The 24,715-nt window shown below is 69.7% G+C and carries 23 protein-coding genes; 15 read left to right on the forward strand and 8 right to left on the reverse strand.

The window, feature by feature from the left end; all coding sequences use genetic code 11:
• Window positions 1–4: 4 nt before the first annotated feature.
• The 4 genes from xdhA to WT26_RS07345 all read left to right on the forward strand — a co-directional run bounded on the left by xdhA (window position 5) and on the right by WT26_RS07345 (window position 5,003).
• Window positions 5–1,570 carry a xanthine dehydrogenase small subunit gene (gene xdhA / locus WT26_RS07330; RefSeq protein ID WP_069272483.1) on the forward strand — a complete coding sequence of 522 codons (1,566 nt, stop codon included), beginning with the start codon at window positions 5–7 and terminating at the stop codon, window positions 1,568–1,570.
• Between the two features lie 16 nt (window positions 1,571–1,586).
• The gene (xdhB, locus tag WT26_RS07335) at window positions 1,587–3,938 is read left to right on the forward strand and encodes a xanthine dehydrogenase molybdopterin binding subunit (RefSeq protein ID WP_069272484.1); all 2,352 of its coding nucleotides are present in this window, start codon (window positions 1,587–1,589) and stop codon (window positions 3,936–3,938) included.
• A gap of 1 nt (window position 3,939) precedes the next feature.
• On the forward strand, window positions 3,940–4,518 hold the full coding sequence (xdhC, locus tag WT26_RS07340) for a xanthine dehydrogenase accessory protein XdhC (RefSeq protein ID WP_069272485.1): 579 nt from the start codon (window positions 3,940–3,942) through the stop codon (window positions 4,516–4,518).
• Between the two features lie 83 nt (window positions 4,519–4,601).
• A complete protein-coding gene (locus WT26_RS07345; protein WP_069272486.1) occupies window positions 4,602–5,003 on the forward strand; it encodes a nuclear transport factor 2 family protein in 402 nt (133 codons plus the stop codon).
• Between the two features lie 11 nt (window positions 5,004–5,014).
• On the opposite strand, the gene WT26_RS07350 is transcribed toward WT26_RS07345, so the two are convergent.
• The 3 genes from WT26_RS07350 to WT26_RS07360 form a co-directional block, all read right to left on the reverse strand.
• Window positions 5,015–5,965: a LysR family transcriptional regulator gene (locus tag WT26_RS07350; protein WP_069272487.1), complete on the reverse strand. Its 951-nt coding sequence runs from the start codon at window positions 5,963–5,965 to the stop codon at window positions 5,015–5,017.
• 98 nt (window positions 5,966–6,063) lie between these two features.
• Window positions 6,064–6,702 (reverse strand): DsbA family protein, encoded by a 639-nt coding sequence (locus WT26_RS07355; RefSeq protein ID WP_069272488.1) that lies wholly within the window; start codon window positions 6,700–6,702, stop codon window positions 6,064–6,066.
• A gap of 112 nt (window positions 6,703–6,814) precedes the next feature.
• Window positions 6,815–8,239, reverse strand: coding sequence for a TAXI family TRAP transporter solute-binding subunit (locus tag WT26_RS07360; RefSeq protein WP_069272489.1), 1,425 nt, complete (start codon window positions 8,237–8,239; stop codon window positions 6,815–6,817).
• Window positions 8,240–8,670: 431 nt separating this feature from the next.
• On the opposite strand from WT26_RS07360, the gene WT26_RS07365 reads away from it, so the two are divergent.
• From WT26_RS07365 to WT26_RS07375, 3 genes are all read left to right on the forward strand, one after another.
• Window positions 8,671–9,045, forward strand: coding sequence for a BON domain-containing protein (locus WT26_RS07365; protein ID WP_069272490.1), 375 nt, complete (start codon window positions 8,671–8,673; stop codon window positions 9,043–9,045).
• A 109-nt stretch (window positions 9,046–9,154) separates the two neighbouring features.
• A complete protein-coding gene (locus tag WT26_RS07370) occupies window positions 9,155–11,248 on the forward strand; it encodes a D-(-)-3-hydroxybutyrate oligomer hydrolase (RefSeq protein ID WP_069272491.1) in 2,094 nt (697 codons plus the stop codon).
• A gap of 615 nt (window positions 11,249–11,863) precedes the next feature.
• On the forward strand, window positions 11,864–13,699 hold the full coding sequence (locus WT26_RS07375) for a S10 family peptidase (RefSeq protein ID WP_069272492.1): 1,836 nt from the start codon (window positions 11,864–11,866) through the stop codon (window positions 13,697–13,699).
• A 107-nt stretch (window positions 13,700–13,806) separates the two neighbouring features.
• Here WT26_RS07375 and WT26_RS07380 read toward each other — a convergent pair whose 3' ends face one another.
• The 5 genes from WT26_RS07380 to WT26_RS07400 form a co-directional block, all read right to left on the reverse strand.
• On the reverse strand, window positions 13,807–14,595 hold the full coding sequence (locus tag WT26_RS07380; protein WP_059731264.1) for a sulfite exporter TauE/SafE family protein: 789 nt from the start codon (window positions 14,593–14,595) through the stop codon (window positions 13,807–13,809).
• Window positions 14,596–14,740: 145 nt separating this feature from the next.
• On the reverse strand, window positions 14,741–16,183 hold the full coding sequence (locus WT26_RS07385) for a DHA2 family efflux MFS transporter permease subunit (RefSeq protein ID WP_069272493.1): 1,443 nt from the start codon (window positions 16,181–16,183) through the stop codon (window positions 14,741–14,743).
• Window positions 16,184–16,285: 102 nt separating this feature from the next.
• Window positions 16,286–17,017, reverse strand: coding sequence for a DsbA family oxidoreductase (locus tag WT26_RS07390; RefSeq protein WP_069272494.1), 732 nt, complete (start codon window positions 17,015–17,017; stop codon window positions 16,286–16,288).
• A 57-nt stretch (window positions 17,018–17,074) separates the two neighbouring features.
• The gene (locus WT26_RS07395) at window positions 17,075–17,854 is read right to left on the reverse strand and encodes a helix-turn-helix transcriptional regulator (RefSeq protein ID WP_069272495.1); all 780 of its coding nucleotides are present in this window, start codon (window positions 17,852–17,854) and stop codon (window positions 17,075–17,077) included.
• Window positions 17,851–18,813: an ornithine cyclodeaminase family protein gene (locus WT26_RS07400; RefSeq protein WP_069272496.1), complete on the reverse strand. Its 963-nt coding sequence runs from the start codon at window positions 18,811–18,813 to the stop codon at window positions 17,851–17,853. Before WT26_RS07400 ends, WT26_RS07395 begins: the two co-directional genes overlap by 4 nt.
• 313 nt (window positions 18,814–19,126) lie before the next feature.
• On the opposite strand from WT26_RS07400, the gene WT26_RS07405 reads away from it, so the two are divergent.
• From WT26_RS07405 to WT26_RS07440, 8 genes are all read left to right on the forward strand, one after another.
• The gene (locus WT26_RS07405) at window positions 19,127–19,906 is read left to right on the forward strand and encodes an ABC transporter substrate-binding protein (RefSeq protein ID WP_069272497.1); all 780 of its coding nucleotides are present in this window, start codon (window positions 19,127–19,129) and stop codon (window positions 19,904–19,906) included.
• A 67-nt stretch (window positions 19,907–19,973) separates the two neighbouring features.
• Window positions 19,974–21,218, forward strand: a complete 1,245-nt coding sequence (locus WT26_RS07410) for an NAD(P)/FAD-dependent oxidoreductase (RefSeq protein WP_069272498.1) — start codon at window positions 19,974–19,976, stop codon at window positions 21,216–21,218.
• A 56-nt stretch (window positions 21,219–21,274) separates the two neighbouring features.
• Complete coding sequence (locus WT26_RS07415; protein WP_069272499.1) at window positions 21,275–21,613, forward strand: hypothetical protein; 339 nt, start codon at window positions 21,275–21,277, stop codon at window positions 21,611–21,613.
• Window positions 21,614–21,936: 323 nt separating this feature from the next.
• The gene (locus WT26_RS07420; RefSeq protein ID WP_069272500.1) at window positions 21,937–22,296 is read left to right on the forward strand and encodes a hypothetical protein; all 360 of its coding nucleotides are present in this window, start codon (window positions 21,937–21,939) and stop codon (window positions 22,294–22,296) included.
• Between the two features lie 27 nt (window positions 22,297–22,323).
• On the forward strand, window positions 22,324–22,824 hold the full coding sequence (locus WT26_RS07425) for a sigma-70 family RNA polymerase sigma factor (protein ID WP_069272501.1): 501 nt from the start codon (window positions 22,324–22,326) through the stop codon (window positions 22,822–22,824).
• Window positions 22,825–22,834: 10 nt separating this feature from the next.
• Entirely contained in the window at window positions 22,835–23,617 is a 783-nt protein-coding gene (locus WT26_RS07430; RefSeq protein WP_081333717.1) for an anti-sigma factor family protein, read from the forward strand.
• Between the two features lie 31 nt (window positions 23,618–23,648).
• Window positions 23,649–24,071 carry a quinol oxidase gene (locus tag WT26_RS07435; RefSeq protein WP_069272503.1) on the forward strand — a complete coding sequence of 141 codons (423 nt, stop codon included), beginning with the start codon at window positions 23,649–23,651 and terminating at the stop codon, window positions 24,069–24,071.
• A gap of 41 nt (window positions 24,072–24,112) precedes the next feature.
• Window positions 24,113–24,703, forward strand: a complete 591-nt coding sequence (locus WT26_RS07440; RefSeq protein WP_420480933.1) for a LolA family protein — start codon at window positions 24,113–24,115, stop codon at window positions 24,701–24,703.
• The last annotated feature ends 12 nt before the right edge of the window (window positions 24,704–24,715 follow it).

Consider the following 24,715-nt stretch of genomic DNA (forward strand, 5'->3'; position numbering starts at 1 on the left):
AGACATGAGTGAGCCGATCCGCTTCTACCATCGTCACGCGATCCGCGAAGTCAGCGGCGCGGACGTCACCCGCACCGTGCTGCAGTACCTGCGCGAGGACGCGCATTGCACCGGCACCAAGGAAGGCTGCGCGGAAGGCGACTGCGGCGCGTGCACGGTCGTCGTCGGCGAGCTGACCGACACCGGCGCGGTCGAGTTCAAGGCCGTCAACGCATGCATCCAGTTCCTGCCGACGCTCGACGGCAAGGCGCTGCTGACGGTCGAGGACCTGCGTCAGCCCGACGGCACGCTGCACCCGGTGCAGCAGGCGATGGTCGACTGCCACGGTTCGCAATGCGGGTTCTGCACGCCCGGCTTCGTGATGTCGATGTGGGCGCTGTACGAGAAGCACGGCCACGAAGGTTGCGGCAGCGCGTGCGCGAAGGCGAAGGACGTGCCGACGCGCACCGAGATCGCCGATGCGCTGACCGGCAACCTGTGCCGCTGCACCGGCTATCGCCCGATCGTCGATGCGGCGGTGCAGATGTTCGGTGCAGCCGGCGAAGGCGCTGCCGGCGAAGGCGCGGCCGGCGAAGGCGCCGCGCCGGTCGACACGGCCGCGCTGGCCCGCACGCTCGCGTCGCTCAAGCGCGACGATACGTTCGACTACACGACGATCGGCGGCGCGCGCTTCGCGGCGCCGCGCACGCTCGACGCGCTGGCGGCGCTGAAGGTCGAGCGCCCCGACGCGCGCATTCTGGCCGGCAGCACCGACATCGGCTTGTGGGTCACGAAGCAGATGCGCCGGCTCGACGACCTGATCTACGTCGGCCAGATCGCCGAACTGCAGCGCCTCGCGGAGCGCGGCGACTGGATCGAGATCGGCGCGGGCGTGACGGTCGAGAAGGCGTATGCGGCGCTGGCCGGCACGTATCCGGAACTGACCGAAATGTGGAAGCGCTTCGCGTCGCTGCCGATCCGCAATGCCGGCACGATCGGCGGCAACGTCGCGAACGGCTCGCCGATCGGCGATTCGATGCCGGGCCTGATCGCGCTCGGCGCGCGCGTGGTGCTGCGCGGCGGCGACACGGTGCGCGAGCTGCCGCTCGAGGCGCTGTACACGGGCTATCAGCAGAAGGACATGGCGCCGCACGAATTCGTCGTCGGCCTGAAGGTGCCGACCCGCACCGGCGCGCGCGAGAAGCTGCAGTTCCGCACGTACAAGCTGTCGAAGCGGTTCGACTCCGACATCTCGGCCGTATGCGCGGCGTTCGCGTTCATCGCGGACGGCGACACGATCCGCGAGCCGCGCATCGCGTTCGGCGGGATGGCCGCGACGCCGAAGCGCGCGACGCACACGGAAAGCCTGCTCGACGGCGCGACGTGGCACGAAGCGACCGCGCAGGCCGCGATGCAGGCGCTCGAGCGCGACTACCAGCCGCTGTCCGACATGCGCGCGACGAGCACGTATCGCCTCGATACCGCGAAGAACCTGATGTATCGCTTCTGGCTGGAGACGCGCCCGCACGATCCGCTGCCGCCGCAGGCGCTGAACGTGCGCGAGGTCGCAGCGGTTGCGGCGCGCGCCTGACGAGGGAGGGCACACGATGAACCAGCAAGCAGAACCGTTCCTGAGCACCCTCGATCCGCAAGCCGACGCCGCGCAGGTCCACGTCTCGCGCGCGCACGAATCCGCGCACCTGCACGTCAGCGGGCGTGCCACCTACACCGACGACATCCCGATCGTCGCGGGCACGCTGCACGCGGCGCTCGGCCTGTCGGCGAAGCCGCACGCGAAGATCGTGTCGATGAACTTCGACGCGGTGCGCGCGACGCCCGGCGTGGTCGCCGTGTTCACGGCCGACGACATCCCGGGCGTCAACGACTGCGGCCCGATCATCCACGACGACCCGGTGCTCGCGAAGGGCATCGTGCAGTTCGTCGGCCAGCCGATGTTCATCGTCGTCGCGACCTCGCACGAAACCGCGCGGCTCGCCGCGCGCCGCGCCCAGGTCGACTACGAGGAGTTGCCGGCGATTCTCACCGCGCAGGAAGCGCGCCGCGCGCAGTCCTACGTGATCCCGCCGCTGAAGCTCGCGCGCGGCGACGCGGCCGCGCGGCTCGCCGTCGCGCCGCACCGCGAGTCGGGCGAAATGCTGCTCGGCGGCCAGGAGCAGTTCTACCTCGAAGGACAGATCGCGTACGCGGTGCCGAAGGACGACGACGGGATGCACGTGTACTGCTCGACGCAGCACCCGAGCGAGATGCAGCACCTCGTCGCGCACGTGCTCGGCGTCGCGTCGCACAACGTGCTCGTCGAATGCCGCCGGATGGGCGGCGGGTTCGGCGGCAAGGAATCGCAGTCGGGCCTGTTCGCGTGCTGCGCGGCGCTCGCCGCATGGAAGCTGCTGTGCCCGGTGAAGCTGCGTCCGGATCGCGACGACGACATGATGATCACCGGCAAGCGCCACGATTTCCATTACCGCTTCGACGTCGGCTACGACGACGACGGCCGCATCGACGGCGTCGCGCTCGACATGACGTCGCGCTGCGGCTTCTCGGCCGACCTGTCGGGCCCGGTGATGACGCGCGCGGTATGCCATTTCGACAACGCGTACTGGCTCGGCGACGTAAACATCGCCGGCTACTGCGGCAAGACCAACACGCAGTCGAACACCGCGTTCCGCGGTTTCGGCGGCCCGCAGGGCGCGTTCGCGATCGAGTACATCCTCGACGACGTCGCGCGTTCGCTCGATCGCGATCCGCTCGACGTCCGCTACGCGAACCTGTACGGCAAGACCGAACGCAACGTGACGCCGTACGGGCAGACGGTCGAGGACAACGTGCTGCACGAACTGCTCGGCGAACTCGAGGCGACGAGCGACTACCGCGCGCGGCGGGCGGGCGTGCGCGCATTCAACGCACGCAACACGGTGCTGAAGAAGGGCATCGCGCTCACGCCGGTGAAGTTCGGCATCGCGTTCAACGTCACGCACTTCAACCAGGCCGGCGCGCTGGTGCACATCTACACCGACGGCTCGGTGCTCGTGAACCACGGCGGCACGGAGATGGGGCAGGGGCTCAACACGAAGGTCGCGCAGGTCGTCGCGCACGAGCTCGGCATCCGCTTCGGCCGGATCCGCGTGACGGCGACCGACACGAGCAAGGTCGCGAACACGTCCGCGACGGCCGCGTCGACGGGCTCCGACCTGAACGGCAAGGCCGCGCAGGATGCGGCGCGCCAGCTGCGCGAGCGGCTCGCGGTGTTCGCGGCGAAGCAGTTCGGCGACGGCAAGGTCGATGCGGCCGACGTGAAGTTCGGCAACGACTTCGTGTGGGTCGGCGGCACGAGCGTGCCGTTCGGCGACGTGATCGCGAAGGCGTACCTCGCGCGCGTGCAGCTGTGGTCCGACGGTTTCTACGCGACGCCGAAGCTGTACTGGGATCAGTCGAAGCTGCAGGGCCGGCCGTTCTACTACTACTCGTACGGCGCGGCCGTGTCGGAAGTCGTGATCGACACGCTGACGGGCGAGATGCGCACGCTGCGCGTCGATGCGCTGCACGACGTGGGCGCGTCGCTGAACCCGGCGCTCGACATCGGCCAGGTCGAAGGCGCGTTCATCCAGGGGATGGGCTGGCTCACGACCGAGGAGCTATGGTGGAACAAGGGCGGCAAGCTGATGACGCATGCGCCGTCGACGTACAAGATCCCGACGGTGAACGACACGCCGCCCGAATTCAACGTGCGGCTGTTCCGGAACCGCAACGTCGAGGACAGCATCCACCGGTCGAAAGCCGTCGGCGAGCCGCCGCTGCTGCTGCCGTTCTCGGTGTTCTTCGCGGTGCGCGACGCGGTGGCCGCGGTCGGCGACTACCAGGTGAACCCGCCGCTCGACGCACCGGCCACCGGCGAGTCGATCCTGCGCGCGGTGCAGGCCGTGCGCGCGGCGCGAGGCTGAGATGACGTTCGCCAAGGGCACCGGCCAGCGCAACCGCGCGAGCGGCACGCCGCCGCCGATGCACATCGTGCTGTTCGGCGCCGGGCACGTCGGTCACGCGCTCGTCACGCTGCTCGGCGCGCTGCCGTGCGTCGTGCAGTGGGTCGACACGCGCGACGAGCTGTTCCCGGACGAATGTCCGCCGAACGTGCAGCCGGAGCCGACCGACACGCCGGAGGCCGTCGTCGACGCGGCGCCGCCCGGCGCATATTTCCTCGTGATGACGCACAACCACGCGCTCGACTTCTCGCTCGCCGCGCAGATCATGCGGCGGCGCGACTATGCGTACTTCGGGATGATCGGCTCGCGCACCAAGCGCGTGAAGTTCGAGCGCCGGCTTGTCGCGCGCGGCGTCGATCCGGCGCGGCTGGTCGAGATGGTGTGCCCGATCGGCGTCGCGGGCATCGTCGACAAGGCGCCGGGCGCGATCGCGGTGGCCGTGTGCGCGGAGCTGCTGCAGGCGCGCTCGGGCATGCCGGTGGCGGACGCGAAGGCCGCCGCGTCGGGGCGCCCGGCGGACGACCTGTCCTGCGTGCGGTGACGGCGCGGCGACGCACGGCCGCACGCTTTTGCCTACACTGACGAATCGCGCGGCACCGGGCCGCGCCTTACCGTGCACGCACCATGTCCGATCACCAGGTTTATCTCGACACGCTCGATGCGAGCCTCGTCGCCATCGAGCGCTGGCTGTCCGGCGTCGATAGCGCGCCCGAGGCGCTCGACGCGCTGCTCGCGTCGTTCTCCGCCGATTTCACGATGATCCTGACCGACGGCCGCATGGTCGATCATGACGGCATGCGCGCGCTGTTCGCGAAGCTCGCCGGCGCGAAGCCGGGGCTGCGCATCGGGTTGTCGGAAACGCACGTGCTCGTGTCGGACGACCGCCACGCGGTCATCACCTATCTCGAGGCGCAGCACGCGGCCTCGGGCGAGCTGCCCGCGCGCCGCGCGACCGCCGTGTTCGACCGCGACGCGGCGGGCGTCGTGCGCTGGACCCATCTGCAGGAAACCTTCTGCACCGCGTGAGCCGCGCGGCGTCAGCGCTTGCGCGCGCCGCGTGCGGCGGTCAGCTCGTCGGACACGCTCTGCATCAGCGCACACAGCCACGCGATGTCGGTCGGCCGGTCGGGTTGCGGATGCGTGAGCAGGTAGCTCTTGATACGCGGAAACGGCACCGGCGGCGTAACGACGACGAGCGGCAGCAACTGCGCATAATGCGTCGCGAAGCGGCGCGTCGTCGTGAAGATCAGGTCCGATTGCAGCAGCACCTGCGGCACGATCCCGAAGTACGGCAGCGTCGTCACGATGCGCCGCGTGAGGTGTGCGCGGGCAAGGCCGATCTCGATTGCGTTGCGCTTGTCGCCGGTGTACGGCGTCGGCGCGACGTGCGCGGCCGACGCGTACGCTTCGCGCGTGAGCGGCCCGCGCGCGAGCGGATGGGAGTCCCGCATCAGGCACACGATCGTGTCGGAGAACAGGTCCTGACGCGCGAACTGCGGGTCGGGCTTCGGCCAGTTGCCGATCACGAGGTCGAGCGCGCCGGATTCGAGCGCGCCCGCGTGATCGAGCGCGGGATTCAGCGAATCGATTTCCAGGTGCGCATGCGGCGCCGCGTCGCGAAAGCGCTCGATCAGCGTCGGCATGAAGAAATCGTTCAGGTAGTCGGGCGCGGCGACGCGGAACGTGCGCCGGGCGGACGACGGATCGAAGTCGCCGTGCGGCGTTGCGATGAAATCGACCTCGCGCAGCGCGCGCTGCGCGGCCTCGAGCAGCGATGCGCCGTATTCGGTCGGCACCATGCCGGATTTGCCGCGCACGAGGATCGGGTCGTTCAGCGTCTCGCGCAGCTTGCGCAGTGCGGTGCTGATCGCGGGCTGGGTCTGGTTCAGCCGCAGCGCGGCCTGCGTGACGCTGCGCTCGAGCAGCAGCGTGCGCAGCACACGCACGAGCCAGATATCGAGCGAGGCGGTACGGTCGTCGTCTTCCATCGGTGGGGGATGGGGCGGGCGACGCGTAACCTTACCGCAGGCGCGCGCGCCCGTGCATCGTGACCGGTTGATGACCGCTATTACGCACGGACACGCGCTTACGCGCGGCCCTTCGGCAGCGCGCTGATACGCTTGACCTCGCGCGATTCGAGCCAGTTCGGCGTGCGCGCGCAGTACAGCACCATCGGCAGCGCGTCCTCGCCCCAGAACAGCTGCTTGTTCATCCAGAACGTCGGCACGCCGAACACGCCGAGCGCGATCGCGTCGTCGATGTGGCGGCGCAGCTGCGCGGCGGTTTCCTCGAATTCGATCAGTTCGTCGCCGTGGCCGACGCCGACGCGTTCGCACAGCGCCGCGAAGCCTTCCGGCGTCGACGGATCGTTGCCTTCGCGCCAGATGAAGCGGAACATTTCCAGCACCGTCACGATATCGGCGCGCAGCGCGATCGCGAGGCGCAGCACCTTGTCGGACTCGAACGGGTGCGCGGGCGGCATCTTGAAGCGGATGCCGAGCTGCTCGGCGCGGAACAGCGCGTGGCGGTACGTGAACACGCGCTTGGCCGGCACGTCGGCGCTGGGGCGCTGCCCCCAGTGGCGCTGCAGGTCGGGCAGCGACACCGCGACGGGTTCGAACGGCACGTCCGGCCACTTGTCGTGCTGTTCGAGGAGCAGGTAGGAGAACGGCGACACGAAGTCGAAGAACCAGGCGGGCTGGGCGGTATCGAGGCCGGTTGTCATGTCGATCTCCAGAGGAAGGGGCCGGGGCCGGCCGTCTCGCGCGCGGCGCCCGGCGGCGGCCCCCATGTTACGCGGCGGCGCACGCATGCGGCAATGATCGCGGATCGTCCGGTCAAGCGGAACCGGGAGTCGCCCGAGGGGGCGCGCCGTCGCCGCCGGACGCGTGCGGCGCGTCGTGCGGGCGGCCGTGCGGATCGGCTTCGTGCGCGGTGAGCCGTTCGCGCACGAAGCCGATGTGCTCGCGCAGCACGTAGAACTGGCCGGCATAGGCGAGCGGCATTTTCATCCGGTTCACGGCTTCCTCGATGTCGTCGAGTTCGTCGAGCAACTGCACGCGCTCCTCGGCCGTGTGCTCGCCGAGCGCACGGCGCTCGAGCGCGATCAGCGCGCCGTACCAGCGGTAGATGCGCGAGCGCACGCGCCAGCCGTACAGCGACGGCACGAGCCGCAGCCCCGGGATCAGCACGACGATCAGCGGCACGACCACGACGAGCAGCCGGTCGACGAGGCTCGCGACCCAGAACGGCAGCCGTCGGTACAGGAAGGTCTTGCCGGATTTGTAGTAGCGCGCGGCGTCGTCGGACAGCGGGAAGCCGCGCGTGACGGACGACGGGAATTCGCCCGCGTGCTGCAGGATCGTCGCATGGCCGTGCACCTCGCGCGCGGCCTCGATCAGCAGGTCGGACAGCGCGGGGTGCAGCGAGTCGCGCGCGACCAGCTCGATGGTCGGCGCGACCGTGTGGATGTCGGCGGGCGGCAGGTTGCGGCCGAGATCGTAGACGCCCATCGGCAGCGTGATCGCGGTCAGGTACGGGAAGCGCCGCGCGTACGCCTCGGCCTGCGTGAACGAATACACGTGCACGCCCGGTGCGCGGAACAGTTTCGCCATCACCGGGATCTGCGTCGAATCGCCGGACAGGAATGCCGCGTCGATCTTGCCGTCGAGCAGCGCGGTGGCCGCATCCTCGCCGGCGGTCGGCAGCAGCTCGGTCGACCCGCCCGGCACGATGCCGTTCATCTTCAGCAACGCGAGGCTCAGTTCGCGCGCGCCGCTGCCTTCCGCGCCGAGCGCGAGCCGCTTGCCCTTGAAGTCGGACAGGCGCGCGACGACCGGGCCGCGGTACATGATCGCGAGCGGCACGTAGCCGATGCTGCCGAGCGACACGAGGTGTTCGTCGCGCTCCTTCGGGCCGATACCGCTCTGCACGAAGCCGACGTCGACCGGCGCGTTCGGGTTCGACAGCCGCGCGAGGTTCTGGGCGGACCCTTCGGACGACTGGACGTCGAGCGTGACGCCGTTCTTCGCGAGGATCGTCTTGTATTTCTGCGCCGCGTTCCAGTACGTGCTGCCGGGCGGCCCGGACGAGATCACGAGCGTGGACGGCGGGGCCGGCTGGATCAGCTTGACCGCGAGCCAGACGGCCGCGACGGCGAGCAGCACGGTGGGGCCGATCGACAGCGCGAGGTCGCGCCACGACACCGCGACGAAGCGGGCGAGGATGCGGCGCGGCCGGCGAGGGCGCAGGAGTGGCTTCATGAACGGCGATAGGCGAGTGACGCATGCATGACGGATCGATGACGCGGACGCGTGACGGATCGCATGCATTCGCGGCGATGGTAACCGGATTCGCCGCGCATGCGCGAATTCGGCGAATCCGGCGGGCCCGGCCGGCGCCGGCGCCGCGTCAAAAGCTTTGCGCTTCCGCGGTCGCTGGATTACATTGTGCGACGCAGCCGCGCCCGATTCGCGCGCGACCCGGCACGCAATGAGACCGGGCGCGTCCGGCCGGCGGCTGTCCGGCCCGGCCGGCCCGCTCTTCGCGTGCGCCGTCCGCCGGTCCGTCTTGCCTCTCTCGTATCGCCGTGGAAAACACCGGCTGTCCCGCCGCGCTCGCGCGTGCAGGCCGGCCGCCTTTGGGGGTAGTCGGCCGCACTGTGCGCGGCCGTTTTGATTCACTAGGAGATAGCATGAAGTCGATCGTGTTGAGAGCGTTGGGAGCGTTGGGGGTGGCCGCGGTGGCCGCGTGTCTGTCGGGCAGCGTGTATGCGCAGTCGAGCGAGCCGGCGGCGCCCGAAGCGCCCGCCGCCGCGAAGAGCGCATCGAAGGCCGCCGCGAAAACCGCGAAAAAAGCGAACCGCAAGCTCGGCTACGCGGTGCGCAAGGCCATTTCGAAGGAACAGGGCGTGAATGTGTCGAACCTCGTCGTGCGTTCGAAGGGTGGCGCGATCACGCTCGAGGGCTCGGTGCCCGACGCCGCACAGATCGACAAGGCCGAAGCTGCAGCCAAGGGCGTGACGGGCGTGACGTCGGTCACGAACAAGCTGAGCGTCCAGCCGCAATGACGCGGGGCGGCGCGTTCGCGCCGCTCGCGCTCGCATCCAGGCGGGCCTCGGAAATCCGGGGCCCGTTTTCGCTTGGAGTCCATCCGACATAACGAGAGAGAGGGCGACAATGACGAAGCTACGGTGGGGCAGGCGGGTCGGGTTCGGAGCGGCGCTGGCCGCCGTCGTGACGCTGTTCGGGGCCTGCAACGGCAACGAGACGCGCGACGGCAACCAGCTGCCCGGTTTCATCGCGGGCAGCGTGCGCACGACGGCCTATGACGGCGCGAGCGACGACCTGCTGACGGCCGGCCTCGGCAAGAGCGGCCTCGCGAGCGCCGTGCCGCCCGCGTTCGCGAACCCGGCCCGGCCGACGGCGGCCGAGCTGCGCCGCCTCGCGATCTGGTCGAACTACCGCGCGCTCGTCGACATGAGTGCGAACGGCGGCTACGGCCGCTTCTGGGGGCCGAACGTCGATCTCGACGGCAACGACACGCTCGGCGAAGGCAAGATCCCCGGCACCGAATACCTCGCGTACGCCGACGACGGCAGCGGCAGCAAGAACGTGACGCTGCTCGTGCAGGTGCCCGCCAGCTTCAATCCCGCGCAGCCGTGCATCGTCACCGCGACGTCGTCGGGCTCGCGCGGTGTGTACGGCGCGATTTCCGCGGCCGGCGAATGGGCGCTCAAGCGCGGCTGCGCGGTGGCCTACAACGACAAGGGCGGCGGCAATGGCGCGCACGAACTCATGTCGGACACCGTCACGCTGATCGACGGCACGCTCGCCAACGCGGTGCTGGCCGGCACCGCGAGCCTGTTCACCGCGAACGTGACGAGCGGCGATCTCGCCACCTTCAATGCCCGCTTCCCGAACCGCTATGCGTTCAAGCACGCGCATTCGCAGCAGAATCCCGAGCAGGACTGGGGGCGCGTGACGCTGCAGTCGGTCGAGTTCGCGTACTGGGCGCTCAACGAGCAGTTCGGCCCGCTGGTCGACGGCTCGCATCACGGCGTGCGCTATCGCGCGGGCGACATCACGACGATCGCCGCGTCGGTCAGCAACGGCGGCGGCGCGTCGCTCGCGGCGGCCGAGCAGGACAGCCGCGGCTGGATCACCGCGGTCGTGGTTGGCGAGCCTCAAATCAACGTGCGGATGGCGCCGAACGCGGTCGTGCGCTCGGGCGGCCAGCCGGTGCCGTCGTTCGGCCGGCCGCTGGCCGACTACGCGACCCTCGCGAACCTGCTCGAGCCGTGCGCGGCGGCGGCGTCCGCGCTGGCCGGCGCGCCGTATCTCACCGCGCTGCCGTCGGCCGTCACGCAGTCGATCCGCACGCAGCGCTGCGCGACGCTCGCCGCGGCCGGGCTCGTGTCGGGGGCCGATACGCAAAGCCAGGCCGCCGACGCGCTCGCGCAGCTCCACGCGGCCGGCTACCTGGCCGATTCCGACCTGCTGCAGGCGCCGATGTGGGATTCGCAGGCGATCCCGGCGATCGCGGTCACGTACGCGAACGCGTACACGCGCTCGCGCGTCGCCGACAACCTGTGCAATTTCAGCTTCGCGACGACGAACCCGGCGACGGGCGCCGTCGCCGCGCCCGCCACGTCGCCGATGCCGGCCGTATTCGGCGTCGGCAACGGCGTGCCGCCGACGGCCGGCATCAACCTCGTGTTCAACACGGGCGCGGGTATCGACCACCGGCTCGCGACACCCGATGCGAGCTTCGCGGGCGCGCTGTGCCTGCGCCAGCTCTGGACGAACGGGATGCTCGGGATGCCCGCGAACGTCGACGCGGTGCGCGTGAACGCGAACCTGCAGGGCAAGCCGGCGATCATCGTCCAGGGCCGCAGCGACGCACTGGTGCCGGTGAACCACGCATCGCGCGCGTACGTCGCGCAGAACGGCATCAGCGAAGGCGGGCGCAGCCAGCTCGTGTTCTACGAGGTGACGAACGGCCAGCACTTCGACGCGTTCCTGCCGGTGCCGGGCTTCGACACGCGCTTCGTGCCGGTTCACTACTACAACCTGCAGGCGCTGAACCTGATGTGGCGGCACCTGAAGAACGGTGCACCGCTGCCGCCGTCGCAGGTGATCCGCACGGTGCCGCGCGGCGGCACGCCGGGCGCCGCGCCCGCGCTGACGAGCGCGAACCTGCCGCCGATCTCGGCCGCGCCGGGCGGCAATGCGATCACGGTCGGCGCGGGGGCGCTCGACGTGCCGTTCTGAACGCGCGCCGCCGCCCGCCCGAAGCCGGACGCGCGCGTCCGGCTTTTTTTCGCCCATGCGCGGGAATCGCTTCCCGGATTCGATGCCCGGCGAAACGCCGGCGCCGTAACAAATTGTTACTTTACGGCTGAAAACCCGGAATTTATTATGCGCCGGTATTTTCACTTAATTTAATAAATTATCCGGGACACATATTCCTTTCCTTTCGTTTAGATAATCCTTTCGGTTTTATTAATTCGGCCCGGGCCGCGATTGAACGCAATTTTGCGATTAATCGACGCTCCGCCGAGAGGGATTGCTCGCCCTTTCGCAGCAAAGCGGCCTTGTCCGGCCTGGCTTTGCGGGGTGAGGCTTTGCCTTCGATCTGCATGCGCTTCGCCACGGCCGGGAATCGGGCGTGAAATCGCGAGTGATTTTGAATTGCCGTTTGCAATGGAATTGATTCCATTGGGTGCTTGCTGAATATCGGGTGGGGTAAATCGTGCCGATCGGTATTCGCCGATCCGGTAAAAAACTCGGAGTGCGTCGCATAACGAATGCATTCCTGGTGCGGAGCGCCGGCGCAAATGATCCTTTGCGACCGGCGGTATTTATCGTTCTGTTCGAGAGGCAATAATGACGACACGGAAGTCCTTGAAAGACGGTTTCGCGCTATTCGGAACGACACTGAGCGTGCCGCTCGCCGCCGCTGCGGCCGCGGCGCTGCTCGTCACGGGGTGCGGCGGCGACGACGGCGCGAGCCCGTCCGCCGCCGCGGCCGCGGCGGCCACGGCCGCGAATACGCCGGCGTCCGGCGCGTCGACGAACGCCGCGCAGGCCGACCAGCCGTACGTCGACACCGACGTGTACGGCACCGGGCCGAACGACGCGGTGACCGACGCCACCGAAGGCGCGGCGGTCGTGCACCGGCAGGTGTCGATCGGCGGCAAGACCATCAAGTACACGGCCACCACGGGCCACCTGACGACGATCGACCCGGTCACGTCGGCGCCGAACGCGAAGATGTTCTACGTCGCGTACACGCAGGACAATCCGGACCCGTCGAAGCCGCGCCCGGTCACGTTCTTCTACAACGGCGGCCCCGGCTCGTCGTCGGTCTACCTGCTGCTCGGCTCGTACGGGCCGAAGCGCCTGCAGTCGTCGTTCCCGAACTTCACGCCGCCCGCGCCGTACAAGCTGCTCGACAACCCGGACAGCCTGCTCGACCGTACCGACCTCGTGTTCATCAACCCGGTCGGCACCGGTTACTCGGCGGCGATCGCCCCGGCGAAGAACAAGGACTTCTGGGGCACCGACCAGGACGCCCGCTCGATCGACCGCTTCATCCAGCGCTACCTGACCAAGTATTCGCGCTGGAATTCGCCGAAATTCCTGTACGGCGAGTCGTACGGCACCGCGCGCAGCGCGGTCGTGTCGTGGGTGCTGCATGAGGACGGCATCGACCTGAACGGGATCACGCTGCAGTCGTCGATCCTCGACTACGCGAATGCGTTGTCCGCGCCGGGCACGTTCCCGACGCTCGCGGCCGACGCGTTCTACTGGAAGAAGACGACGCTCAACCCGACGCCGACCGATCTCGACGCGTACATGGTCCAGGCCCGCAACTACGCGGACAACACGCTCGCGCCGCTCGCGCAGAAGCCGAACCCGCAGGACGGCGGCTTCGTGAACGTGCGGCTGAACCTGAACCTGCAGACCGCGCAGCAGATGGGCGCGTACATCGGCACGGACCCGACGTCGCTGATCCAGACGTTCGGCAACCCGGCCGCGCTCGGCAACGTGCCGTCGTCGGACGACAACCCGCCGTACACGTTCTTCCTGACGCTCGTGCCGGGCACGCAGATCGGCCAGTACGACGGTCGCGCGAACTTCACGGGCAAGGGCATCGCGCCGTACATCCTGCCGAACTCGGGCAGCAACGATCCGTCGATCACGAACGTCGGCGGCGCGTACACGGTGCTGTGGAACAGCTACATCAACACCGACCTCAAGTACACGTCGACGTCGTCGTTCGTGGACCTGAACGACCAGGTCTTCAACAACTGGGACTTCAGCCACACCGACCCGACCGGCGCGAACAAGGGCGGCGGCAATACGCTGTACACGGCCGGCGACCTGGCGTCGACGATGAGCGTGAACCCGGACCTGAAGGTGCTGTCGGCGAACGGCTATTTCGACGCCGTCACGCCGTTCCACCAGACGGAGCTGACGCTCGCGCAGATGCCGCTCGACCCGACGCTCAAGGCGCAGAACCTGACGATCAAGAACTACCCGTCGGGCCACATGATCTACCTGAACGACGCGTCGCGGACCGCGCTGAAGGGCGATCTCGCCAACTTCTACGACGGTATCCTCGCGAACCGCACCGCGCTGCAGCGGGTGCTGAAGCTGCAGGCGCGCACGCAGCAGCTGCGCCAGCAGAAGCTGGAGCAACAGCAGCAGCTCCACTGAGCGCGGGCGGCGCACGCGCCGCCTGACGCGACGTAAAAAAAACGCCGCCCGGTCACGAGCCGGGCGGCGTTCTTGATTGGAGCGGCGCGCGCGTGGCGCGCCTGCCGTCACGCGAGCACGAGCCGCACGCCGACCGCGACGAGCGTCGCGGCGAGCAGGTTGCGCAGCAGCCGCTCGGGTGCACGCGCCGACAGCAGGCTGCCGAGCACGATGCCCGGCAACGAACCGAGCAGCAGCGACAGCAGCATCGACCAGTCGACCGAGCCGAGCAGCCAGTGGCCCATGCCCGCGACCAGCGTGAGCGGCACCGCGTGCGCGATGTCGGAACCGACGATGCGGGTCGTCGCGAGCATCGGATACAGCAGCAGGAGCACGGTGACGCCGATCGCGCCGGCGCCGACCGACGTCATCGACACGAGCACGCCGAGCACGGCGCCCGTCAGCACGGTCGACCACAGCGTGCGCGCGGGGCTCGGTGCGAGCGGGTTGCGCGCGGCGAACGCGGTGAGCTGCGGCCGGAAGATCAGGGCGAGCGACGTGAGCAGCAGCGCGACGCCGAGCACGAGCTGGATCATCCGCGCGGTGCCCGGCGTGTTCATCCCGTGCGTGTGCAGCCACCACAGCGTGATGGCCGCGGCCGGCACGCTGCCCGCCGCGAGCCGGCCCGTGATGCGCCAGTCGATCGAACCCTTCAGGCCGTGGACGAGCGTGCCGGTGGCCTTGGTCGCGGCCGCGTAGAGCAGGTCGGTGCCGACCGCCGTCGCGGGGTGGACGCCGAACAGCAGCACGAGGATCGGTGTCATCAACGAACCACCGCCGACGCCCGTCAGGCCGACGAGGATGCCGACGAACAGGCCGGACAACGAGTACAGCAGATCGATATGGGGAAACGACATCGGAAGCAGGCGGTTATGCGGCGTTCGGCGGCGACGCGCGGCGGCGGCGCGTGGGTCAAAGTCCGCCATTGTCGCAAAAGTGGCGGGTCGGTGTACGACTGCGTTAAAAATCGGCCGTCCGGCCGCCTGCGGCCGATGCCCCGAATCAGTGCATCGCGCTGCCGACCCCGCTTCCTGCCAGGGCCTGCCGCCGGATGCGCAGCGCGAGCCCGATCAGCGCGGCGGCGGCGGCGAATGCCGCGCCGAACGCGAAGGCCGCATGGTAGCCGCCGTTCAGTGCGTCGAGCGGCGCGGCGTTCGCCGCCGCGAGCACGTCGGTGCGGGCGGCCGCGAGGCTCGCGAGCACGGCGAGGCCGAGCGCGCCGCCCATCATGAACGCGGTGTTGACGATCCCCGACGCGAGCCCGGAGTCGGCCGGATCGACGTCGCTCATCGCGGCGAGCAGCATCGGATTGAACGCGACGCCCGCGCCGATGCCGAGCAGCGTCATGCCGGGCAGCACGTGCCAGACGAAGCCGCCGTCCACCGGCGCGCGCGAGAACAGGGCGAGGCCGCAGGCCGCGATCAGCAGGCCGGCCGCGATCGGGCCGCGGATCCCGAAGCGCATCACGATACGCGCGGACAGCCCGAGCGAGAACGCGGCCATGATCAGGTTCGCCGGCAGGAACGCGAGACCGACCTGCAGCGGCCCGTAGCCGAGCACACGCTGCATGTACAGCGCGGACAGGAAGAACCACGCGAACATCGCGGCCGCCCACAGCACGCCGATCACGTTCGCGAGCGCGACGTTGCGCGCGGCGAACAGCGTGAGCGGCATCAGCGGATGCGCGGTGCGCGCCTCGATCGCGATGAACAGCGCGAGCAGCGCGACAGCCGCGCCGATCAGCACGACGGTCTGCGTCGACAGCCAGCCGGCTTCGTTGCCGCCGACGATCCCGTAGACCGCCAGCATCAGCGATGCGGTCACGGTGACCGCGCCCGCGACGTCGAGCCGTGCGGTGCCGGCCGGCGCGCGCAGGCGCGGCAGCAGCGCGACGCACATCGCATAAACGGCGATGCCGATCGGCAGATTGACGAGGAAGATCCAGTGCCACGACAGCGAACTCGTCAGCAGCCCGCCGAGCAGCACGCCGATGCTGCCGCCGCCCGCACAGACGAAGCCGTACACGCCCATCGCCCGCGCGCGTTCGCCGGGCTCGGTGAAGAGATTCATGATCAGCGACAGCGACACGGCCGACACCACCGCGCCGCCGAGCCCCTGCACCGCGCGCGCGGCGATCAGCATCGTCTGCGACTGGGCGAGGCCGCACGCGAGCGACGCGAGCGTGAAGACGACGAGGCCGGCGAGGAACATGCGCCGCTGGCCGTACAGGTCGCCGAGACGGCCGCCGAGCAGCAGGCAGCCGCCGAACGTCAGCAGGTACGCGTTGACGACCCACACGAGGGCCGTCTCGGTGAAATGGAGGTCGGTGCTGATCGACGGCAGCGCAACGTTCACGATCGTGCTGTCGAGCACGATCATCAGCACGCCGAGGCAGAGGACGATCAGCGCGTACCAGCGCCTCTCGCCGTGGATCCCGTGGGTCATGGGGAGGTGGCCTTTTTAGTTATTTGAAAGGCAACATTCTAGACGCCGCACGGCGCGGCTTCCTGCCGGTTTCTGGCAGCAGTGAAGCGGACCGTTACGCCGTTACGCGCGCTGCGGCAGCGCGCAGCCGTCGGGGCCGCAGGCGGCCGCGTCGTCGCCGCCGATCGCGACGATGCCGTCGCGCCATGCCTGGTCGAGCGCCTGCGCGAACGCGTCGGCCGGCTGTGCGCCCGACACCGCGTAACGGCCGCCGAACACGAACAGCGGCACGCCGCGCCCGCCGATCTGCGCGGCGCGCGCGATGTCGGCTTCGACTTCGTCGCGGTACAGGTCGCTGCGCAGCACGTCTTCGACGGCCGCGCGCTCGAGCCCCGCTTCGACCGCGAATTCGGTCAGCGCGGCGTGATCGAACAGCGAGCCGTGCTCGCAGAAATACGCGCGGTACAGCCGCTCGGTCAGCGCGTGCGCGCGGCCCGTCGCTTCCGCGAGCTTCACGAGCCGGTGGCCGTCGAGCGTGTCGCCGACGAGCGTGCCCGGCAGGTCGTAACGCAGCCCGACGCTTGCGGCCGCATCGGTCACCTGGCGCAGCATCTGGTCGACCTGCGCGGGCGACATCCGGTACTTGCCGGCGAGCATCGCCTCGACCGGCTCGACGGGCTGGCCCGGCATCAGCCGGTATGCGCGCAGCGCGACGTCGACGCGCTCGGCGTGCGCGAACGCGGCGAGCGCCTCGTCGAAGCGGCGCTTGCCGATCCAGCACCACGGGCAGATCAGGTCGGACCAGATTTCGACGGTCAGGGTCGGGCGAAGCGCGGGGGAGGAGGCGGTCGGCATGGGATGGCGGTTCGGGAAAAAATGTAACCGGGACTATATCATTTCGTGCTTCGACGCCTATGCGTCGCCCTGCGTTTCCTTCAGGTGCTTGAGGTGCTTGTAGACCGTCGCGCGGCCCATCCCGAGCACATTCGCGACGTAGTTCGCCGCGCTCTTGCCGCGGAACGCGCCCTCCGCGTACAGCGCTTCGACGAGTTCGCGCCGGTGCTCGCGCGTGAGCCCGTTCAGCCCGACCTGCCGCTCGCGCAGCCAGCCGTGCAGGAACGTGTTGATGCGCTCCTGCCAGTCGTCGCGGAACAGCTCGTCCGGCTGTGCGACGACACCCGCACCCTTGATGAACAGGTCGAGCGTCGCGCGCACTTCGTCGAACACCGCGATGTTGAAGTTGATGCACATCATCCCGGTCGGGTGGCCCTCGTCGTCGAACAGCACGTTGCTCACGCAGCGCATCCGCCGGCCGTCCCAGTTCAGCTTCTCGTACGGGCCGATCACGCGCTCGCGCGCGGAATGATCGATTTCCTCCAGCGCGGAATCGTCGCCGACCTCGCGCTTCGACAGGTTGTTCGCGAGATACAGCACGGTCTGGTCGTGCAGGTCGTGGATCACGACTTCCGCGTACGGGAAGAACAGCGCGGCGATACCGTCGGCGATCGGCGCATAGCGGGTGAGCAGCAGGTCTTTGACGGGGGATTTCTTCTTGCGCATCGGGATCGCACTCTCGGGTGAGCCGCGGCCGGGCGAGCCGGCGGGCTGGCGGCCCGTCGCTCCGGCACGCCGACGCGCGGCCGCCGCGGCGGTTGCGTCATTGTATCGGCCCCGCGCGCGCGTGCCGCTCATGCGCGCGTCAGGTGCGCATACAGCGCGTGCGCGATCGCGATGTCCTCGAGCCCGAGGCCGATCGAGCGGAAGAACGCATGGCGCGTGCGCGACGGCGCCGGGCACGCGCGCTGCACGAGCGCCGGCAGGTCGCCCGCGATGCGCTCGACGCGCCAGCCGTGCTCGGCCGTCGCGATCTGCATCTCGCCGGCGCTCGCGGGCGTCGTGTGCCGGTAGTCGCAGTACACGTCCATGTCGGGCAGCCAGGCGGGCGGGATCTCGTGTGCGCGCGCGACGTTCGTGCTGATCGACGTGACGAGCGCGGGGCGCGTGAGCATCCCGTCGCCGAGCACGGGCGTGCCCGACGACGTGCACAGCATCACGACGTCCGCGTCGCGCACGCACGCGTCGACACTGTCGGCCGGCCGCGCACGCGGGTCCAGCCGCGCGAGTTCGGCCCGCATCGCCGCGTCGCCGGCGAGCGCGGGCGAGTACACGCGGATCGTCTCCCAGTCGCGCAATCCCGCGGTGTGCCGCAGGTGCGCGAGGCCGACCGCGCCCGCGCCGATCACCGCGAGATGCTTCGCGTCGCCGGGCGCGAGACAGTCGACCGCGAGCGCGGTCGTGCCGGCCGTGCGCTCGACGGTCAGCAGGCCCGCGTCGCACCACATCAGCGGCTGGCCCGTGCGCATCGACATCAGCGCGGTCCACGCGGTGACGATGGGTTTGCCGCCCGTCACGACATACGGCGACAGCTTCGCGCCGAACACCTGCGCATCGGCGAGCGCGCCCAGATACGTGATGAAGTCGCCGGCCTGCCCGGGAAACAGCGTGAGCGTCTGCGGCGGCTGCACCGCGCGCGCCGCGGCAAGCGACGCGAACATGCTGCGCAGCGTGCCGAGCACGTCGAGCGACGGCAGGGCCGCGCGCACCGCGGCTTCGTCGACGGTCAGCGGCAGGGGCGGGGTGGTTTGCGTCATGGATGCGTCTCCAGTGGGGCCGGACCAGCAGTCTCGCGACGTGGCGTCCGGCGATGTTCGTGATGGACGAAAAGTCTAATATAGACTCATGATGTCGGGCGAGCTTTTCTTTTCAGGCTGTCCATCGTTCGGACGGTTTTTGAAAAGACGCCTGAAATCAATGTCTTGGATGGGCAGGTGTCGATCCCGGCGAAGCGAAACCGGGGCACGATTCTCGTATCCCCTATAGTCTATAGTAGACTTTGAGTCTATATTTCGCGTGCATGGAGTCGCGTTGCCGATCTTTATTGACTCAACCCGGACAGGACCCGTCATGAACTGGAAGCTTGCCTTTTGCGCTGCCGCGGCCTTCGCGGGCGCGGCCGTCACGGCCCACGCGGAACAGACCACGTTGCGCTTCGGGATCGAAGCCGCCTATCCGCCGTTCGAGAGCAAGACGCCGGCCGGTCAGCTGCAGGGTTTCGACGTCGACATCGGCAACGCGGTGTGCGCGAAGCTGAACATGAAGTGCGTGTGGGTCGAGAATTCGTTCGACGGCCTGATTCCGGCGCTGCAGGCGCGCAAGTTCGACGCGATCAATTCGGCAATGAACATCACCGCGAAGCGCAAGCAGAGCATCGACTTCACGCCGGCGATCTACGTGGTGCCGATCGTGATGGTCGCGAAGCACGGCTCGCCGCTGCGGCCCGACGTCGCGAGCCTGCGCGGCAAGCACGTCGGCGTGCTGCAGGGTTCGTCGCAGGAGGATTTCCTGAAGGCGCACTGGGCCAGCGCGGGCGTGGCCGTCGTGTCGTACCAGGATCAGGACCAGATCTATGCCGATCTCGTCGCGGGTCGTCTCGACGCGGCCGTGCAGGAAGCGCAGACCGCGCAGGACGGTTTCCTCGACAAGCCGGCCGGCCGCGATTACCAGATCGTCGGCGAGCCGCTGAAGGATCCGGCGACGCTCGGTGAAGGCACGGGCTTCGGGATGCGCAAGAACGACAAGGCGCTGCAGGCGAAGATCGTCGGCGCGCTCGACGCGCTGAAGAAGGACGGCACGCTCGGCGCGCTGTCGCAGAAGTACTTCAAGCGCGACATCGTCGCAAAGTAACGACCGCCGCGCGCCGGCCGCCGGGCGGGCGCGTGCCGCATCGAATCTCGACGCAGTACGGGGAATCATGGATTTCGACGTCATCGTTCTGGGGGCCGGCATCGTCGGCGTGTCGTCGGCGCTGCATCTGCAGGATCGCGGGTTGCGCGTCGCGCTCGTCGACCGGCGCGCGCCCGGCGAGGAAACGAGCCACGGCAATGCCGGGCTGATCGAACGCTCGTCGGTCGTGCCGTACGCGTTTCCGCGCCGGCTCGGTACTTTGCTGCGCTATGCGCGCAACCGCTCGGTCGATCTCTACTGGGACTACCGCGCGCTGCCCGCGTATGCCGGCTGGCTCGCGCGCTTCTGGCGCGAATCGTCGCCGCAGCGGCTCGCAGCCGCCGCGCGCGACCTGCTGCCGCTCGTCGCGGCGAGCGTCGTCGAGCACGACGCGCTGCTCGCGCGTACCGATGCGCAGCCGCTCGTGCACGACGGCGGGTGGATCGAAGCGTTCCGTTCGCCCGCGCTGTTCGATGCGGAAACGCGCGTGCAGCAGCGCGTGGCCGACGCGCACGGGCTGCGGATGACGGTGCTCGATGCACGTGCGTTGCGCGCGACGGAGCCCGGCGTCGGCGACGCTTTCTGCGGCGCATTCCACTGGCGGGACCCGAAGACCGTATCGAGCCCGGGCGGGCTGACCAAGGCCTACGCCCGGTTGTTCGAGCGCGACGGCGGCACGTTCGTGCTCGGCGACGCGACCACGCTTGCGCAGGAACGCGACGGCTGGAGCGTCGACACCGCGCATGGGCGGATCGCGGCCCGCTCGGCGGTGGTCGCGCTCGGGCCGTGGTCGGATCATGTATTCGCGCCGCTCGGCTACCGGATTCCGCTGCGCGCGAAGCGCGGCTACCACATGCACTACCGGCCGACGCGCACGCCGCTCGCCGTGCCCGTGTGCGATACCGAGGAAGGTTTCGTCGTCGCGCCGATGGAAGGGGACCGCCTGCGGCTCACGACCGGCGTCGAGATCGCGCTGCGCGGCGCACCGCCGACCGGCGTGCAGCTCGCGCGTGCGGAGCCGCTGGCGCGCGACGCGTTCGGCATCGGCGAGCGGCTCGATCCCGAGCCGTGGCTCGGGATGCGGCCGTGCACGCCCGACATGCGCCCGGTGGTCGGGCCCGCGCCGCGCCATCGCCACCTGTGGTTCGCGTTCGGCCATTGTCACCACGGGCTCACGCTCGGCCCCGCGACCGGGCGCCTGCTCGCTGAAATGATGACGGGCGCGCCGACCTATATCGATCCCCATCCGTACCGGCCTGCACGCTTCGGCTGAGCGCGCGCTTATGCCGCGCGGACACGGTTCTTCAGGGCGACGGCAATCCGGCCGGCGTGCTGACCGGCGCACTCGCGAACGGCCCGGCGGCACTGTCGCAGGCGGGCGGCGCGCTCGGCGGCGCGGCCGGTTCGACGGCGGCGGCGGGCGGTGGCCTGATGGGCGCGGGCGCAGGTGCAGCCGGCAGCACGGCGGGTGCGATCGGCTCGGCGCTGACGACCGGCGCGACCGCAACGGCCACGGTCGTCAACTCGGCCGGCGCCGCAGTGGGCACGGCGCTCGGCTCGACGCCGAGCGTGTCGGTCACGCCGCACTCGGGCGGCGGCTCGGCGAACAACCCGCTCGCACCGGTGTCGTCGCTGCTTCAGTCGCTGACGGGCGCACTGCCGAGATAGCACAGCGGAGACCCCGGGCAGCGGCGTGCATCGCCGTTGCCCGCCGGCGTCAAGCGAGGCGGCACGACAGCGATGTCATGCCGCCTTTTCCATTCGACCCCGCTCGCGCACCCCCGCGAACCCGGCCGTCACTCGCCGCTTCCGCACATTTGTCGGGTCGCGACGGAATAATTGGCCGCGCTCGTCCGTTTATCTACCGAGTCACGGCGCGGCCGCGCGGCGGGATAATTTCCGCGATGGCGTCGATTCTCCGGTTTCGCGCCGGCCGCGTCCGCGCCCGGCGGCGCCGTGCGCGTCGCTATGCCATGCGAAGGAGAGCGGGAATGAAACGGATGCTGCTCGTCGCCGCGTTGACGATCGGGGCGGCGCTGCCCGCCGCCGCGGAGCTGCCGCAGGTGAGCGGCGGGAAGCTGGTCGACGAAGATCGCATGACGCTGTACGTGTTCGATCGCGACGCGCCCGGCAAGAGCGCGTGCGACAGCGCGTGCGCGGCCAGCTGGCCGCCCGCGCTTGCCGACGCGTACGACAAGGCGTCAGGCGCATGGAGTCTCGTCAAGCGCGACGACGGCAGGATGCAATGGGCGTACAAGGGACACCCGCTGTACCGGTGGAAGATGGACGGCAAGCCCGGCGACGCGGGCGGCGACGGGATCGGCGGCATGTGGCACGTTGCGCACCCGTGACCGCGCGGCGGTGCGCGAGGCATCCTGATGAGCTATGAATCGGACCTGCTGGTGTGGTTGCCGCATCTCACGCGCTATGCGCGCGCGCTGACGGGCGACCGCGCCTGGGCGGACGATCTCGTGCAGGACACGCTCGAGCGTGCGCTGAACCGCCCGCCGCGCGATGGCGGCAACCTGCGCGCGTGGCTGCTGACGCTGCTGCGGCACCGCTTCATCGACCAGTTGCGCGCGCGGCACGAGATCGCGGTCGACGATGCGACGGCGCCGTGGCAAACGATGGCCGCGCCGGCCGGCGAGATCGGCGGGCTGGTGCTGCGCGACGTGCAGCGCGCGCTGTACCGGTTGCCGGTCGAGCAGCGCGAGGTGTTGCTGCTGGTCGCGCTCGAGGAGCTGAGCTACCAGGAGGCCGCGCAGGTGCTGGCGGTGCCGGTGGGAACGGTGATGTCGCGCCTCGCACGGGCGCGCGGGCAGATGCGCGCGATGCTGTCGGACGAGCCGTCGGCGCACGGCACGCCGCGTTACGGGTGATCGGGAAGACATGATGGACGATTCGCGCAAGCCCTCGAACGAACACGACGCGGACGCGTCGGCCCGGCTGCTGTCCGCGTTGCTGGACGGCGAGCTGTCCGGGCGCGAGCGAAACGAGATGCTCGAGCGGGTGCAGGCCGATCCGGAGGAGGCCGAACGATTCGCGCATTACCGGGCGCAGCGCGACGCACTGCAGGCGCTGTTCCCGCTGCCGGGTGCCGCGCCCGCGCTGTTCGTGCAGCGCCGCGCATCGTGGCGTCGCGCCGTCGCGGCCGGTCTCGGCGGGCTCGCGGCCGGGCTGCTGATCGGCATCGCGCTGCATGCCGAATGGACGACGTTCAGCGGGACGCCGGCGTTCGCCGCGCGAGCGGATGTCGCGTACGCGGTGTACGCGATCGATCGCCAGCACCCGGTCGAAATCGGCGCGAGCGAGCCGGAGCGGCTCGCGGCGTGGCTGTCGGAACGCGTCGGCCAGCCGGTGCGCGCGCCGTCGCTCGACGAATACGGTTACGCGCTGCTCGGCGGCCGGCTGCTCCCGGGCGACGCGGGGCCGGCCGCGCAACTGATGTACCAGCGGGCGGACGGCGAGCGCGTGACGCTGTACGCGACCGTATTCGGCGGGCGCAGCGTGGCGCCGCGCGCGCTCGTCGCCGACGGCCGCCGCACCTACTTCTGGTCGGATCGCGGGATGGGCTACGCATTGTCCGGCCAGGGCGATGAACGGCGCCTGCGCGAACTCGCGATCGAAGCGTGCGGCGCGCTCGGCGGCCGGACCGACGCGTGGAAGGGGTGACGAGCCGCGTAGCGCGGAAACGGAGGATGCGATGTGGCGGACGGCCCGAATCCTGTTGCTTGCGCTGGCGGCCGGCGCGGCCGGCATGGGCGCCGCGCGCGCCGCCGACGATGCGCCGGTGCGCGTGCCCGTCGACGCCGATGGCGTGCAGCGGGTCGCGATCGTCGGCGGCAGCTATTTCTTCCGGCCGAACCACGTGATCGTGAAGGCCCGCGTCCCGGTCGAGCTGATGGTGTCGAAGGAGGCCGGGCTGACGCCGCACAGCTTCGAAATCGATGCGCCGCAGGCCGGCATCGCGGTGCGCACCGAGTTGTCGACCACGCCGAAGACGTTCCGCTTCACGCCGGCGCAGCCGGGCCGGTTCGCCTACTATTGCACGCATCGGCTGCTGTTTTTCAGCAGCCATCGCGAGCGCGGGATGGAAGGCGTGCTCGATGTCGAGGCGGCGCCGTGATTGCCGGATGGCTGGCCGCCGCCGCGTTGCTTGGAGCGAGCATGACCGCCGATCCCGTGACCGTCGCGCAGGCGCATTTCGAGCAGGCGAGCTCGTACCGGGCGACGATCCGTGCGTGGCCGCGGCAGGGCGAGCATACCGAGATCCGCTACGCGTACCGCAAGCCCGGCTACATCCGGATGGATTTCGTGTCGCCGCATCACGGCGCGGTGCTCGCGTACGATCCCGGCGACGGCAAGGTGCGGCTGCGCCCGTTCGGCGCGCATGCGCCGCCCGCGCTGACGCTGTCGCCGTCCAATCCGCTCGTGCGCGACCGCAGCGGCCATCGGGTCGACCGGTCCGACGTCGGCGAACTGTTGCGCAACGTTCATGCGCTGCAGGAGGGCGGCGTGACCGTGCTGCAGGGCGAGGAGGCCGTCGGCGGCCGGACCGCGCTGCGCGTGTCGGTCACGGGCGCGCCCGCGCATGCGGTCGACGGTGTTCATCGCTACCGGCTGTGGCTGGATACCGAGGACGGTTTTCCGCTGAAGGTCGTCAGCTTCGCGGACGATGGCGACGTGCCGCTCGAAACCGTGACGCTCGACGACGTCGAGATCGACGTCGCGTTTCCCGATCATTTCTTCGATCCCTGATATGCCGGAGGC

The organism is Burkholderia cepacia (genome assembly GCF_001718835.1).
Lineage (GTDB): Bacteria > Pseudomonadota > Gammaproteobacteria > Burkholderiales > Burkholderiaceae > Burkholderia > Burkholderia cepacia_F.